The sequence below is a fragment of the Brachyspira hyodysenteriae ATCC 27164 genome, from assembly GCF_001676785.2.
GTDB classification, from domain to species: domain Bacteria; phylum Spirochaetota; class Brachyspiria; order Brachyspirales; family Brachyspiraceae; genus Brachyspira; species Brachyspira hyodysenteriae.
In genome coordinates this window covers 1,834,965-1,849,612 of record NZ_CP015910.2, presented here as the reverse complement: position 1 = coordinate 1,849,612, position 14,648 = coordinate 1,834,965, and the positions used below count along the sequence as shown (strand labels likewise).

Below are 14,648 nucleotides of genomic sequence, written 5' to 3'. Positions count from 1 at the left end.
ATATGAGTAGCAAGACTGAAGATATTGATAACACTATAGACATTGATGTTGCTAATGTAGTCGAAACAGGTACCGAAGGTATGCTGTCGCAAGATGATGACAGAGTAGTTACTTTGTCAGAGTTCAAAAAGTTTCTGAACTTAGAAGGCATTGACTATGATGATGATATACTGCAATTGGCTTTAGACAGTGCAATCGGCTATTGTAATAAAGTTAATGAAACAGAATACAAAAGAATTGATTGCCCTGCTGAAGTTAAGTATGCAATTCTTGGACTTGCTACTCATTATTTTGAAAGCAAAACAGGAGAAGCCAGTCAAAGTGAGGATACAGCTTTGAAAGGTGTACATAGATTATTGGCTATAGCAAGGAAAAAGATTACTTTATGAAAGTTGGCAAACTTATACACACTATAACTTTTTATGTCAGTCAATATATAGATAATGGAAACGGAACAGGAAAAACTCAATTAAAAGAATTAAGAAAAGTAAAATGCTCAATTGAAGATATAACATATAAAGATATACAGCAAGGTAAAAGAAAAGATTTAGAAAGAACTTTAAAAGTACATACTCATTATTTCAAAGAGTTTGATACTAAAGGAATGATGGCCAAAATAAACCGTGAAACTGATATTTATGAAGTGATTTATAGAGAGAATGTTTCATATAAAAATACAGAATGCATATTTACAATAAAAAAATTGGTAAATAATAAAAGCGAATAATATGTCAGGTGTTAGCAGAAAAACTTCTATAAGTATAAAAGGACTTGATGAATTTAGAAAAACTTTAGAAGAACTAGGAGGCGATTTTAAGAAGGCTATAAAAGCAGGGGCTAGGAAAGCAGGAAATGAAATAGCAAAAGAAGCTAATGCAGAGGCAAAAAGCAGAGGCTGGAGTGAAGATAAATATTATGATGTAAAAGAAAGAAAATCATCAAAAGGAAGCGACACTTCCGTAGCTATAAAGGTGGGAACATTAGAAAAAAAAGGCGGCGGAGTTCCATCTAAGAATAAAATAAAATGGTATAAAAAACAGGGAGATAGATATTATGTACGCTTCCCTGAATATGGGACAGTTTCTCAGCCTCCTCAGCCTCTTTTAATTCCTATTTTTGAAAGTAAAAAGGATGTTATAGAAGAATATATAAAACAAAAAATACAGCAAGCAATAGATAAGGCAAACAACAAGAAATGATTGAGAATGCTATATATACAATACTTAGAGAAATAACAAAAGGAGAGGCAGACGGAGTTTATTTAGATTTCGTTTCTGATTCTCAAATAGATAACAATAAAACATATATAGTTTATTCTTTAATAAGCAGTACACCGCATTATGATTTTGAATATGGCAGAAATGTTTATCAAATAGCCGTATATTCTAATGATTTGAATAAAGCATTGAATATACAAAGAGCAATAGGCAAATATTTTACCAATTTAACAGCTATTATTGATGATACAGAAATATGCGGATGCAGCGTTTCAAATGAAACACATAATTATACTGAAGATTTTTATCAAGCTGTAAGCATAGTAAATATATTATATAAATATTAATTATAAGGAGACTTTATGACTCAAACACAAGTACAAACAAGAAGAACAGTAAGATACGGAAGTGCAAAGGTTCTAATTGGAGATAGATTTGATAACCTTATAGACATAGGAGCGGCACGCAGCATTGCTCTAAAAGAAACTATGTCTACAGCGGATATAGAAAGCGACAATGCAGGAACTATAACCACTTTACAAACAGAACATAAAATAGAATTAACACTTGATAGCTTAGAAATTAATTTTAAAAACTATGCTATGGCAAGAGGTGGTATTGATAATATAGACGAATATGATGGTAAAACAGAAGTTACAAAAGAGTATATAGTAGAATCAGATACATATAAAAGAGGTGAAGAAATAAAAGTTCCATTTAAGAATGCAGATGGAAGCGAAGTTACAATAACTAAAGTAGAAAAGAAAAACTCTATGGGAAATATTCTCATAGAAGAATCAAGCTACGAAAAAATAGGAACTAATGGAATAAAAATTACAGATAGTAAAATATCTCCTAGCACAGATACTTTAATTATAACATATACTAGAATAATGCCTAAAATGGTTCGTATGACAACAGGCGGAAAAAGTTCTAAAATAAAACCTAAATGCATAATGATAGTTAATACTAATGCTGAAGGTAAACAATTAAGAATATATTTACCACAGGCTTCAATAGCAGGCGGTTTAGAGTTTAGCTTCCCTTCAGATAAAGCACAGGATGTATTAATAGGAAAATTGAGTTTTTCAGCAACTTTAGCAGGCAGTCAGAAAAGCGGAGAACAGCTTGCATGTTATGAAGATGAACAAGCAGTCAGCGATGATGAAGAAGATGAAGTTATAAAAGATGAACTTACTTTAGAAGCAAACAAGGAAAGTTTAGATTTGAAAGTTGGTGAAGCACCGAATGTAAATCTTACAAGCAATGCTGATACTATAGATTATAGCTTAGAACCTACTGAGCAAGATTATTTTGATGCAGAATATAATGACACTGATAAGATATTTACTATAACAGGAAAAAAAGCAGGCAAGGCTGTATTAAAAATTATAGCTAAAAAAGCTGGATGTGAAGATAAAATAATAAGCATACCAATTAATGTGGTAGAAGCCCTCACCTTATCAGCTAACAAGGAAAGTTTAGATTTAAGGGTTGGAGAAAAACCTACTTTAAATCTTACAAGTAACGCTGATACTATAGATAAAATATTAGAGCCAGATGGACAGGATTATTTTGATGCTGAATATGCAGATAAAGTATTTACTGTAACAGGAAAAAAAGCAGGTAATGGTATATTAAAAGTCATAGCTAAAAAAGCAGGTAATGAAGACATGGAACTTAGCATACCAATTAATGTGGTAGAAGCCCTCACCTTATCAGCTAACAAAGAAAGTTTAGATTTAAGAGTTGGAGAAAAACCTACAATAAATCTTACAAGCAATGCTGATGAAATAACATATTTAATAGAGCCAGAAGAACAAGGCTTTATTGATGTTGAATACAATGATGCTGATAAAGTATTCACTATTACAGGTAAGGCTGCTGGAACTGTAACATTGAAGATAACAGCTAAGAAAGCAGGCAATGAAGATAAACAATTAGACATTGTTATTAATGTGGCAGCTTAATAAAAAATTAGGAGGAAGTAAAGCTTCCCAATAATCTTTTTTTTTTGGGAAAGTTTGAATAATAATTATGGAAATAGCAATTACAGATTTAGAAGAGTTTAGTAATAAAAAAGCAGTTTATGCAACGCTTGGAGATTATAAAATTGATGTTAATAATCTACCTCTTAAAATGGCTCTTAAAGTAAATAATTATTTTAAGGCATTGAGAAATGGTGAGGGTATTGATTCTGAAATATTGATTGATGAAATAGCAATTCCTATTATAGAAAGACAAAATGTAAATGTAGATAGAGAAAAAATATTAGAAGATTTTAATTATGATCAATTATTAAAATTACTGAATATGATATTTGAATCTTATCTTCATGCAGGTACCGATTCAAAAGAAACAAAAGAGGTTAATACAAAAAATAAAAAAAAAGAAAACTAATAAAAATAGAACTAATAAAATTGTTGGCACATCTAGCTCATAGTTATGGCTGGACAGAAGACTGTATGATGGAGATGAGTTTGCAAAGACTTTTGCTCTATTATACAGCTTCATTAAATTTACCTTACATAATCGAAGTTGAAGAAGAAACAAAGGCAGATAATAATGTAACGGAAACAAAGCAGGGAAATAAAACTATAAAAAGAGAAAAGCAAGGGCTTTGGGAAATAGAAACAATAATAACGGATAATTAAATAAATGAGCAGCTTAAATGTTAGTATATATGCAGATGCTTCCCAAGCTATTGAAGCATTCGGAAAACTTAAAGATAAAACAACCGACTTAGAAAGAGGTTTTGATAAGATAGGAAAATCTTTTGATAAGTTCGGTTCTTTAGCTACTAAAAGTTTAACTGTTCCAATAGCGGCAGGAACAACAGCTTTTGCATTAGCAACTAAAAAAGCTACTGATTTTGATAATGGAATGCGTGAGGTTCTTACACTTCTTCCTAAATTAAGCAATGAAGGTTTTGAATCTTTAAAGCAGGAAACTTTGGCTTTTTCTAAAGAAATTGGAAAAGTACCAGAGGAAGTAGTACCTGCTTTATATCAATCACTTTCTGCAGGAGTTCCTAGAGAAAATGTATTTGAGTTCTTAAAAACTGCAGGAGAGGCGGCTATTGCAGGAGTTGCTGAATTAGAAACTTCAGTGGATGGGCTTACTTCAGTTACAAATGCTTATGGAACAGAAGTTCTTAATGTTAATAGAGCTTCGGACATAATGTTTCAAACTGTAAAGCTAGGAAAAACTGATTTCACTCAGTTATCAAAATCTTTATTTAATGTCATTCCTACCGCTTCAGCATTAGGGGTTCAGTTTGAAGATATAGGAGCTGCTATTGCTGTAATGACTGCACAGGGTACTCCTACATCTGTTGCAACAACACAGATTAGGCAGGCACTAGTTGAGCTTAATAAAGAAGGTACAGCTGCTTCTATTGCATTTGAAGAATTGACAGGAAAAACTTTCAAAGACTTTATAGCAGAAGGCGGTACGCTTCAGGAAGCTCTTCAAATGATGAGCGAAGCCGCTGCTAAAAATAACAAAGATATTTCTAGTATGTTCAGCAGTGTTGAGGCAGGAAATGCTGCTTTGGCTTTATCTGGAAAGAATGCTAGTAAGTTCAAAGATGCTTTGGATAAGATGAATAATTCAGCAGGTGCTACAGCTGAGGCATTCAAAAAAATAGATGACGGTCCAGCAAGACAGTTTGAAAAAATAAAAGCAGAACTTAGTGCTTTAGTAATAGAGCTTGGAAACAGCCTTCTTCCTGTTGTTAATGAAGATTTACTTCCTGTTATAAGAGATAAAGCAGTTCCTATTGCTGAAAAAATGATTCTTACTATTATATCTTTAATAAAAACATTCAGCGACTTGCCTGCACCTTTGCAGGCTGTAAGTGTAGGATTTGTTTCTTTAGCAGCAGGTTTCGGTCCTGCATTAAAAGGTATAGTAGGACTTGGAAAAGGATTAACAGAAGCTAAGAAAACTATATCAGATTTTAAAAATGCGGTATCTACATTAAAGACATCAGCAAGTTCTATTCAAGGATTAAGCACAGCTTGGAAAGCATTAAATACAGTAATGGTTGCTACTCCTATTGGAATTGTTACAGCAGTTAGTGCAGGTCTTGCAGCATTAGCAGTAAACGCTTATAAAACAGGACAAGAAATAAGAAGATTAAAAAAAGAACTTTATGATAATTCTACTGCAGATACATCTGATTTAATGGGATTAAATAGAGAAGCTGATAATATAGCTTTACTATTTAGAGAATATAATAATTTAGCAAAAGCAAAAAATCTTGATGCAGAGGAAACAAAAAGATTAAATGAATTAACAGAAGAACTTACTTCTTTATTTCCAAACTTAAAAACAAAAATGCTTGATGCTTACAGCGTCATAGATGCTAGAAAAGCTAAAGATGAAGATTTTATGACTTCAGATGAAGCTGAAAAACTAGCTAGAGCAACAGAAAATTATAAAAAAGTAACTGAAGAGTATAATAAGGCAAAAGAATATTTTGAGAAAGGAATCTATCAGGATTTAAATGTATTAGATGGTGCTGGAGCAGTTCCTGCTGATAAATTAGAAGAAGCTAGAAAGGAAGTAGAGAAATGGAAGTCTAAGCAGGAGGCATTAAATACTGAGATTACTAAATTAAATACAAATATTAGAGAAAGAAAAGCTCTTTCAATAGACGGCATTAGTATAACAGATAAAGAGATAGAAGCGAATAATAATTTATCTAAATCTACTAAAGATAAAACAAAAAGTTATGAAGATTATTTAGCTTTACTAAAAAAAGCAGAGGCAGAAGAAAACAGAAGAGTCAGCAACCTTCGTAATATGGGAGCTGAAATCAGTGATGCTGAAGCTCTTGAAGCTAAAAAAGATAAAGTAGGTGCTATACTCACAGAAATGAGCACAGTATTAAACTTGAATACTAATCAGATAAAGTATTTAAGTGATAATTATGGATACGCATTAGACAGCATAAAAACTGATAGATTCTCAGAATTAGTAAAAGAAATAGAAGACAGTATATCAGCTTATGAAAGAGGCGTTGCAGTTGCTGAGGAGTTTGGTGAGAAAGTAAGTGAAGCTGAACAGCAAGGACAGAAAAGTGAAATAGTAAGAAGCGGCATAGAGAGCATAACAAACGAATTAGAACTTACAACTGAACAAGTAGAAATATTAAAAGAGAAGTTCGGAGAGCTTTGGAAAACTCCTACTCAAAGCCTCGCAAGCTATTTTAGTGCTAATTGGCTTCAAATGCTTAATGACACAATCGGCTATACAAGTGATTTTTATTCTTCTATACAAGAAATGAAAATACAGGCTATAGAGTTTGAAATAGAAAAAAATGAGGAAAGAAAAGAAGCGGCATTAGAAGCGATAGAAGAAGAAAAAAAAGCAAGACTTGAAGCTATAGGAATAATGGAAAACTCTCAAAAGCAGAGTTTATTAAAAGAAATAAAGCAATTACAAAATAGGCAAAAAGTTGCTCTAGGACTTTATGAACAAGAGAGAATAAAAGCTGAGCTTGAAGAAAAACAAAAAGAACTAGCTAAAATACAAATAGAAGAAGAAGCCAAAGCCAAACAAATGGAAGTAGAAAAAAACTACAATAATGAAAAGATGAGGCTTGAATATAATTCTCAAATGGAAAGCTGGAAAATGTCTTTGGCTCAGGCAACAGCATCTATAGCACAAGCAGGCATAAATGCTTTAGCTTCAGCAATGGCAGTTCCTTTCCCTGCCAACTTAGTTGCTTATGCAACTTTGCTTGGAATTATAGCAGCTGGATCTGTTAACTTGTCAACATTATCCCAAGCTAAACCGCAAGAACCTAAATACTTGGCAAGAGGAGGACTTGTCGAGAGGAGAAACGGAGGAATTAATGCTGTAATCGGAGAGGGAGCAAGCGATGAAGCGGTTATACCTCTTGAAGACAGAATACTTTCAAAAATAGGAAGCCAGATTTTTGAAGCTTCAAAAAATAATGATGGAATATATGAAGTAAATACACAGTCAGAAACAAGTTTCAATCAGCCTGTTTATTTAATGCTTGACGGCAAGATAGTTGCAAGCACAATGCTTAATTTAAGCAAACGTGGAGTCAAGGTAGTATCACAAAGGGGAATATTATGAGGCTATTATGGGATAATATTTTTAATAATTTTGAATATACTTTCTCTAGTGAAGATGATTTTTTTCCTATTTCTAATATGTTTAATTATCAAACTCTTGAAGTTGGAAAGTTTGCAAGTGAAACTGAAGGAAGTTTAACACTATCAGGAAACGGCATTATAAATGAAATAGCTGTATTTAATACTAATGCTGATAAAATAAGATTAGAAATAATTGATATAAAAAACAATACTTTAATATATAATATTAATATTATAAATAAACAGGCTATTCATAATATAGCTGCTGTAGAGTTTATAAAAGTAAAAATAACTTTTATCAAAGAAAATAAAGATGGTAATATACTTGAATGCGGATATTTAATACTAGGTGAAGGAGTAGATTTTCCTCCGCATGATAAAACCAAAACGCATACTATAAATTATACTCATAATCAATATTTTTCTTTAACAGGTCATTATTTTCATAGAAAACTTCCTGCTAAAAGCTATGATACTTGGAAAGTATCTTTTCCATATCTGACTAATGATGACAAAGAGAAAATAATAAACTTTTTTGATATTAGTAATTTTGAACCTTTTGCTCTTCAAGTTTGGATAGAAGAAACAATAAGTCCTGATGAGATTATAGAAAATGGTAATTCGGAGATAGAAACAGCAAGATATAATATAAGCAAATACGGATTATCTAAATATGCAAGCAGAACAAATATAATTACAGAAACAATAGAAAAAACAACCGCTGCTAAATCAAAAACTATTGTAAAAGATAATACTATATCAAAAGCTAAATATTATATGAAATCTGGACTCTATGTATGTACTAATGACAAAATAGATTTTAAAAAATCAAAAAATGATTTATATCAGTATTATACAGAATTAACATTCAGGGAGATTAAATAATATGTTTGAACTCGTTTATGAACCTTCCTGCATACCTATTACTATTGAAAATGCCTATAAAAGACAGAATGAATTATTAAAACATACAAGATTTCTGCATACTGCATTTGAAGGAATAAAAATAGATTTTTCTAATAGTAGTAATATGCCATTTATAAGAAAAGGTTCTATATGTATGTTTTGCTATTCAATATATGAAGCTAAAAATCATATTATATTGGAAGATAATACAAATAATGAGAGCAGCAAATATATACTATTAAAATTAATTAATAACGGAAGAAACCTAGATGCACAAATAGTAAACAGTTTAGACTGTTATTATAATGAAGAATTAGGCGGTTTTTATTTGATCAACAATGAAGGAATAAGCAAATATATTCCATTAGTAATAACCAAAAATGGATATTATGAAATAGATTATTTTGATATGTATAATAATGAAGTTTATTAAAAATAAAGCGAGAACGAGGCATAAAGCAAATTTATTTGCTTTATGATTATAGCCGAGTTTGAGCATAGCAATAATAAATTATTTTGATATGTATAATAATGAGGTGTATTAATGTTTAAGTTAATTAAAGAACCAGAAGAAAATCCAAGCAATTTACTAAACAGCTATAGACTGCAGAATATTATTATGCAGAAAATGCGTATGCTTCACACGGCCTTCGACGGCATAAAATTAAATCATTGGAATGATACAGACAGAGAACTTCCAGATATTTTAGCAGGTAGTATTTGTGAGTTTGAAGGAAGATTATTTGAAACAAATCAAATTATAAAATTAATTGATAATATAACTGATAGCAATAGAGATTTAAGATATATAAAACTTGTTATTCATAGGGATAATGAAGATAGTAATAATGATTATTTGACAGTAGAAATAGCATCAGGAAGCAGTAATGGAAATGAAGATTTTCCAAATTATGATTATGAAAATAGAGGATTTTATGTAAAAAATGATAATAATATCATAATAGAGAAATATTTAAGATTGTCAATGAAATATGATGCTAGTTTAGGCGGTTATGTAGAGAAAAAATATTGGAATATTAATGACTTTCAAAGGAAAGGATTAACATTAAAAAGAAAAACTGTAAACTTTGGCGTTGGTACACATGAGTTTACTTTTCCAAGTGATGTTAATAGCATAACTGTACATATAACTTCAGGCGGTGGTGGTGCTGGTATGACCATAATAGAAACAGGAGATAATGGGTATCATAATGCTACCAATGGAGGCAATTCTCAGGTATTAATAAATGATGCAGCTATAACAACATGCGGCGGCGGTGGTTGCGGAAAAATGACAGGATTAGCAACAGGTTCAGGATTAGCAGGTCAAGCTAGCGGACAAGGTAAATTATATCAAGGTTCAGATGGATATAAGGGGACACCTGGTCGAGGCGGTATTTTAAATAGCCAATGTTTAGCAAGCGGCGGAAACGGAGGTGATGGTATAGCCCATAACATTGGTAACAAAGGTTCTATAGGAGGCGGCTCTGGGTCCGCTGCTATAGTAGATATAAATAGAGATATGTTAGGAGTTTCTTATAAAATTAAAATTATTGTAGGAGCTGGAGGTGTTAGCGGATATATGGATGGTAATCCAACAAGAATGAATAATGGAGAAAATGGTTCAGCAGTTATAGAATATATGCAGAAATAGGTTATATGAATGCTTAAAAGTTTTGCTAATATTATAGAACTTGATATTTCTAGTCCTGATACTAGATTAATATTCGCACCTTCTGGAGGTGTATGGGTTGCAAGTATTAATGAAATATATTCATTATACAAAGATTCTTATTTTAATGAATTATTTAATATAGAAGAAAATGAATTATATAATTTATTTAATATAGGTTCTATCAGTGTTGACAATGACAGAGGATATATAGAAGTATTTTCTTTAGAAGCTCTTTATCAGCAAAATAAATCTTATTATCAATATACAGAAAATAAAATAAATTATATAGCTATACATTTTAATAACTTTGAAACTCCTTACAGCAAGAAAAATATTATTATAAATATAAAAAGATTATTCTCCACACGTGAATGGCTTGATAGTAATAATAGTCTAATTACTGAATTAAATAATATATACATAGAACCTAGAGTTGAGGAGATAGATACAGCGGATATAGAAGGGGATTCGCTTGCATTTGATACTATTCAAACAAATGAGATGTCTGTTACATTAAGAAATGATGACGGACTTTTTGATGATTTTATTAATTTATACGGCAATAGATTTTTAGTCAGGCAGGTGTTTGACGGCAGCGATTTTTTTGATTCAAAAATTATATTCTCTGGTTTTATTCAAAAGCCTGACTATGCTTTTTTAGAAACTGTAACAATAACAGCATCGGATATAAGAGCTTCTTTTTCTACTGAACTTCCTAAAAATGTTTTCAGTGAAAAAGAATATTCAGACTTAAAAAACTTCCCAGAGAATGTTCAAAGCGGGGAAGATACTATTGACACCTGCAGAACTTTAGCAGCTGGACATGGCATTATAGTAAAATTAAAACCTATAAAATATTATACTCCTGATATATTAAATCCTGATTTAATACCAGAAGTAGTTTTTGAAATATGCGATACATCAAGACATGCTATAGAAAGTATTGTTAATAGAAATGACAAACTTGATGGTAATAAATTGAAGCCGCATATATATTTTATAGAAACACCAGAAAGCGAAAATGAAATAATAGAACGTGAAGGAACTGTAATAAGTGGAGAATTAGAAATATTTATTCCAGAGTTCAAAGACTATAATGATGGAAAAGGAAGCCAAAGAGTATGGACATTAGATAAAGAAAAAGGTCAGTTAATTTTTAGGGGACATAAACAAGTACATTCTATAACAGATACTAATGATAATTTATATGAAATATATGCAGAAATAGATATTCCTCCTTATAAATCTTTAACTTTAATGCGTGAGATTTTAGAAGATTATGAGAACATAGCATACATTAAAGAAAATTATAATATAGAAAATTGGCAGATTGAAGAAGAACGTTCAAGAGAAATAGCTATTTTGCTTGATAATGATAATAAAAAAACTACACTTGATTTAATAGGAGAACTTTCATTTTTAGAGCAAGGAAGATTAGAGATATATGACAATAAAATAGATTTTATTAGTACAAGATTTCGCAGTAATGAAGCTAAATATAAAATAAAACAATACTGCATGGGAAGAGTTGATAAAACGGTAGAAGAAGGTGAATATTTATCAAGCTGCAGTATTAAATATGATCTATTAAAATCTACATACAAAAATACTGACTTTGAAGAGGAAGCTAAAAAAAGGCATAGAATAAATGCACATGAGGAGTTTGAAACATTACTAAAAAGAAAAGAAGACACTATCAGTTTATCTAATGAAATAATGAAAAGCAGATACTTATTAAAAGAGTATTATACATTTGAATATTATGAAACTTTAGATTTTCTAAAGTTATTTGATATAGTAGAGTTTGAATATAGAAGAGAAAACGGCACTTATTATATAAAGCCTTGCAAGTGTGAAATACTCAAACTCAATATATTTGATAATGTAATTAAGCTAAGACAATTATAATTTTTAGGAGGCATTATGATTACAAGTTTAGGAGTTATTGCAATAGATAATATGTCAGTAGAAGATATAGCATACAGCTATAATTATGCAGAATATATTGAATTGAAACATGATATAGATTCAGCCAAAAAAGAATTAAATATTACAAATATTTGTAATACTCATGATGCTATAAAAATTGCAGAGCACATAAATAATTTATGGAGATAAAAAATGAAAAAAAATACTAAAACTTGTAATTTATGCAGTAATAGAGATAAATGCATACAGTTATGCGATGATATGAAAAAAATAATAAGAAATAAAAAAAATAATAATGATATTTATTCTGATGCTACATTCAATGCATTTGAAATAGATCTATCAAATGTTATATATACTTTTGGCCTTTCAAAACTAGAAGATAGAGACAGTAAAAGAATAATAATAGCATTACTTAAAAAAGATCAAAGAAAAATGCTTTCTTTGCTGTCAAAAGGATATACACAAAAAGAAATAGCAAAAGAATTAAAAATGTCTCAGAGTAATGTTTCCCAAAAACTGAATAATATAAAAAAAGAGCTTCAAGAATCAATGATACAAATAATGCCATATATTTTATAATTTTTTATATAAGCAATGAATTATCCTTATATTTTTTTATATAAGTGTATGAATATCAATATAAGGATAAAACATGTCAAAGGAAAGTATAACAGAATTAAATAAAAAAGAAATATCATTAATAGAAAAATATATTAAGCTAAAAAATGATGAGAAAAAGAATAGCGAAAATATTGAGGCTATGAAAGATGGTGTTCTTAAAATATTAAAAGAACATGAAGGTAAAGTTGTGCATAACGGAGATAACATATCAATGCATGCGAATACATCGTATCAATACAGCGAAGCTATAGTGAATATAGAAACAGAAATTAAAGTATTAAAGCAAAGAGAAGTGACGCTTCAAATAGCAAAACCGAAATCAAATACTGAATATATAAAAGTATACGAATTAAAAAAAGAGGAAAGATAAATAATAAGCGAGTATGAGCCGCCGCTATACTGGAGTATAGCGGGATTTTTAGGCACGCAAAGCGACAGCAATATAGAAAATAAAGAGGAGTGATATATGTTTAATGAAAATATATTAAATAAAATCGGTATAAATATAAAATGGCTTATGCCATTAAATAATGCTTTTCAAAAATACAATATTACGGATAAAAAAGAAGCTGCTATGTTTTTAGCACAAACTACGCATGAAAGTAATGATTATAAAAGGCTTGAAGAGAGCTTCAGATATACTCCTCAAAGGCTTTTTGATGTTTTCAAAAAAAGAGTTGGTAGTTTAGAAAATGCTAAAAAACTATGTCTTCAGGGAGCTGAATCTATTGCTAATTTTGTTTACGGAGGACGTTTAGGTAATGGCCAAGATGAAGGCTATAAATATAGAGGAAGAGGAATAATACAGCTTACTGGAAAAAATAATTATAGAAATTACGGAAAAAAAATAAATGCTGATTTAGTTAATAATCCAGATTTGGCAAAAGAGTCTAATAATGCTGTAGAGATTGCTTTATTATTTTGGCAGGAAAAAGGATGCGGTATTTTAGCCTCTCAAGGCGATGTTAAAGGAGTTACAAAACTTATTAACGGCGGATACAACGGACTTGAGGATAGGCAGAAAAGATTTGAAAGAATATTAAAAATATTAGAGGGTTCAAATGGCTGATATATTGACTGCCTTATCTATAATAGGTATTTGTACAACAATACTTATTATAGGGAAATGGGTTAAAGAACTTATTATGCATAATAAACAAGCTAACTTAAAAGCAAATCTTAAAGATGGTACTATAGAGTTTGGAAATAATAAAGCTAATATAGAAAAACCTATAGAGAATCAAAATAAAATAGTATCTAATGCTTTTGAATCCCCAAAAGAACTAGCTGTATTAGAATCTAAAAATAACAGTGAAATATTAGCTTATTATAATGGTGATAATAAAGATGAAAATAAGTTTAAATATGATGATAAAATTACATCGCTTACAGTTTATAAAGAATACAGCAGTATAATAAGTCAAAGCACATTAAAAGTACAAAGTCACATCATAAGCTACATAGCACATAATCATATACTTAATAAAAACAAGTCCGAGTTTGAAAAATATGTAAAAGAAAAAAGAATAGAAATTATAGATATATATAATACATCTTTATCTAAAAGCGATATTATAAGTATAAAAAAATTGGCATTAGAAAATATCTGCAACTTCTATTATATGATTATATTAGACAAAGTTAAAGATATTTACAAATCAATTTACAATAATCATAAAGCACAATATGAGAAACGTAAGGATTTTTTGAAAAATCTTAAAAATATTCCTGCTGCTGACAGATTAAAAAGTTATGATGTATTTATCTATAATAACTTTACTGAAACAACTATTAAAGACAGTGAAATAGTTTTAGAAAATCTTGAATATTTGCAGAAGTTTCTTCTAGGCATATTTCACGACAATTTAAAATATAATGGAGTTAGATAAATGAGTTTTATAGACAAACATAATGCCAATAAAAAAGTAAGCATATATACAAGCATAATCAGCTTTGTTTTAGGATGGGTTGTTGTATTTTATTTAATAGTAATAAAAGGATTAACTCCTGCTCAGGATTGGGGAGTTGCATTGCTTATTATAGTTTTAGGTTTAAGCAGTGTCAGTATGGGAAGCGATTTAAGAGGCTTTCTAAAGATATTAAAAAACAATAATCATAATGATGATGATAAAAAAAATAATAATAAAGAATAAAAGGAGTAAG

Annotated in this window: 18 protein-coding genes; all 18 read left to right on the top strand. The window is 30.0% G+C overall.

Going from position 1 to position 14,648, the window contains the following annotated elements; all coding sequences use genetic code 11:
• Positions 1-2: 2 nt before the first annotated feature.
• The 18 genes from BHYOB78_RS08045 to BHYOB78_RS07960 all read left to right on the top strand — a co-directional run bounded on the left by BHYOB78_RS08045 (position 3) and on the right by BHYOB78_RS07960 (position 14,638).
• The gene (locus BHYOB78_RS08045; RefSeq protein WP_020063779.1) at positions 3-389 is read left to right on the top strand and encodes a head-tail connector protein; all 387 of its coding nucleotides are present in this window, start codon (positions 3-5) and stop codon (positions 387-389) included.
• Positions 386-727 (top strand): phage head completion protein, encoded by a 342-nt coding sequence (locus BHYOB78_RS08040; RefSeq protein WP_020063778.1) that lies wholly within the window; start codon positions 386-388, stop codon positions 725-727. The genes BHYOB78_RS08045 and BHYOB78_RS08040 overlap by 4 nt, the downstream gene beginning before the upstream one ends.
• A 1-nt stretch (position 728) precedes the next feature.
• Complete coding sequence (locus tag BHYOB78_RS08035) at positions 729-1,199, top strand: HK97-gp10 family putative phage morphogenesis protein (protein ID WP_020063777.1); 471 nt, start codon at positions 729-731, stop codon at positions 1,197-1,199.
• Positions 1,196-1,564 (top strand): hypothetical protein, encoded by a 369-nt coding sequence (locus tag BHYOB78_RS08030; RefSeq protein WP_020063776.1) that lies wholly within the window; start codon positions 1,196-1,198, stop codon positions 1,562-1,564. The genes BHYOB78_RS08035 and BHYOB78_RS08030 overlap by 4 nt, the downstream gene beginning before the upstream one ends.
• A 15-nt stretch (positions 1,565-1,579) precedes the next feature.
• The gene (locus BHYOB78_RS08025; RefSeq protein ID WP_020063775.1) at positions 1,580-3,187 is read left to right on the top strand and encodes a hypothetical protein; all 1,608 of its coding nucleotides are present in this window, start codon (positions 1,580-1,582) and stop codon (positions 3,185-3,187) included.
• Positions 3,188-3,254: 67 nt separating this feature from the next.
• Positions 3,255-3,617, top strand: a complete 363-nt coding sequence (locus BHYOB78_RS08020) for a hypothetical protein (protein WP_020063774.1) — start codon at positions 3,255-3,257, stop codon at positions 3,615-3,617.
• 23 nt (positions 3,618-3,640) lie between these two features.
• Complete coding sequence (locus BHYOB78_RS08015; RefSeq protein WP_239650827.1) at positions 3,641-3,871, top strand: hypothetical protein; 231 nt, start codon at positions 3,641-3,643, stop codon at positions 3,869-3,871.
• Positions 3,872-3,875: 4 nt separating this feature from the next.
• Positions 3,876-7,331, top strand: coding sequence for a phage tail tape measure protein (locus tag BHYOB78_RS08010; protein WP_020063772.1), 3,456 nt, complete (start codon positions 3,876-3,878; stop codon positions 7,329-7,331).
• Complete coding sequence (locus BHYOB78_RS08005; protein WP_020063771.1) at positions 7,328-8,236, top strand: hypothetical protein; 909 nt, start codon at positions 7,328-7,330, stop codon at positions 8,234-8,236. Before BHYOB78_RS08010 ends, BHYOB78_RS08005 begins: the two co-directional genes overlap by 4 nt.
• A 1-nt stretch (position 8,237) precedes the next feature.
• Positions 8,238-8,690, top strand: a complete 453-nt coding sequence (locus tag BHYOB78_RS08000; RefSeq protein ID WP_020063770.1) for a hypothetical protein — start codon at positions 8,238-8,240, stop codon at positions 8,688-8,690.
• A 111-nt stretch (positions 8,691-8,801) separates the two neighbouring features.
• The gene (locus BHYOB78_RS07995) at positions 8,802-9,911 is read left to right on the top strand and encodes a hypothetical protein (RefSeq protein WP_020063769.1); all 1,110 of its coding nucleotides are present in this window, start codon (positions 8,802-8,804) and stop codon (positions 9,909-9,911) included.
• Between the two features lie 9 nt (positions 9,912-9,920).
• Positions 9,921-11,840, top strand: a complete 1,920-nt coding sequence (locus BHYOB78_RS07990; RefSeq protein ID WP_020063768.1) for a hypothetical protein — start codon at positions 9,921-9,923, stop codon at positions 11,838-11,840.
• 15 nt (positions 11,841-11,855) lie between these two features.
• Positions 11,856-12,050 carry a hypothetical protein gene (locus BHYOB78_RS07985; protein WP_020063767.1) on the top strand — a complete coding sequence of 65 codons (195 nt, stop codon included), beginning with the start codon at positions 11,856-11,858 and terminating at the stop codon, positions 12,048-12,050.
• A 3-nt stretch (positions 12,051-12,053) separates the two neighbouring features.
• Positions 12,054-12,443 (top strand): ArsR family transcriptional regulator, encoded by a 390-nt coding sequence (locus BHYOB78_RS07980; protein ID WP_020063766.1) that lies wholly within the window; start codon positions 12,054-12,056, stop codon positions 12,441-12,443.
• Between the two features lie 73 nt (positions 12,444-12,516).
• Positions 12,517-12,855 carry a hypothetical protein gene (locus BHYOB78_RS07975; RefSeq protein WP_020063765.1) on the top strand — a complete coding sequence of 113 codons (339 nt, stop codon included), beginning with the start codon at positions 12,517-12,519 and terminating at the stop codon, positions 12,853-12,855.
• A gap of 96 nt (positions 12,856-12,951) precedes the next feature.
• The gene (locus tag BHYOB78_RS07970; RefSeq protein WP_020063764.1) at positions 12,952-13,554 is read left to right on the top strand and encodes a glycoside hydrolase family 19 protein; all 603 of its coding nucleotides are present in this window, start codon (positions 12,952-12,954) and stop codon (positions 13,552-13,554) included.
• Complete coding sequence (locus BHYOB78_RS07965) at positions 13,547-14,374, top strand: hypothetical protein (RefSeq protein ID WP_020063763.1); 828 nt, start codon at positions 13,547-13,549, stop codon at positions 14,372-14,374. Before BHYOB78_RS07970 ends, BHYOB78_RS07965 begins: the two co-directional genes overlap by 8 nt.
• Entirely contained in the window at positions 14,375-14,638 is a 264-nt protein-coding gene (locus BHYOB78_RS07960; RefSeq protein ID WP_020063762.1) for a hypothetical protein, read from the top strand.
• The last annotated feature ends 10 nt before the right edge of the window (positions 14,639-14,648 follow it).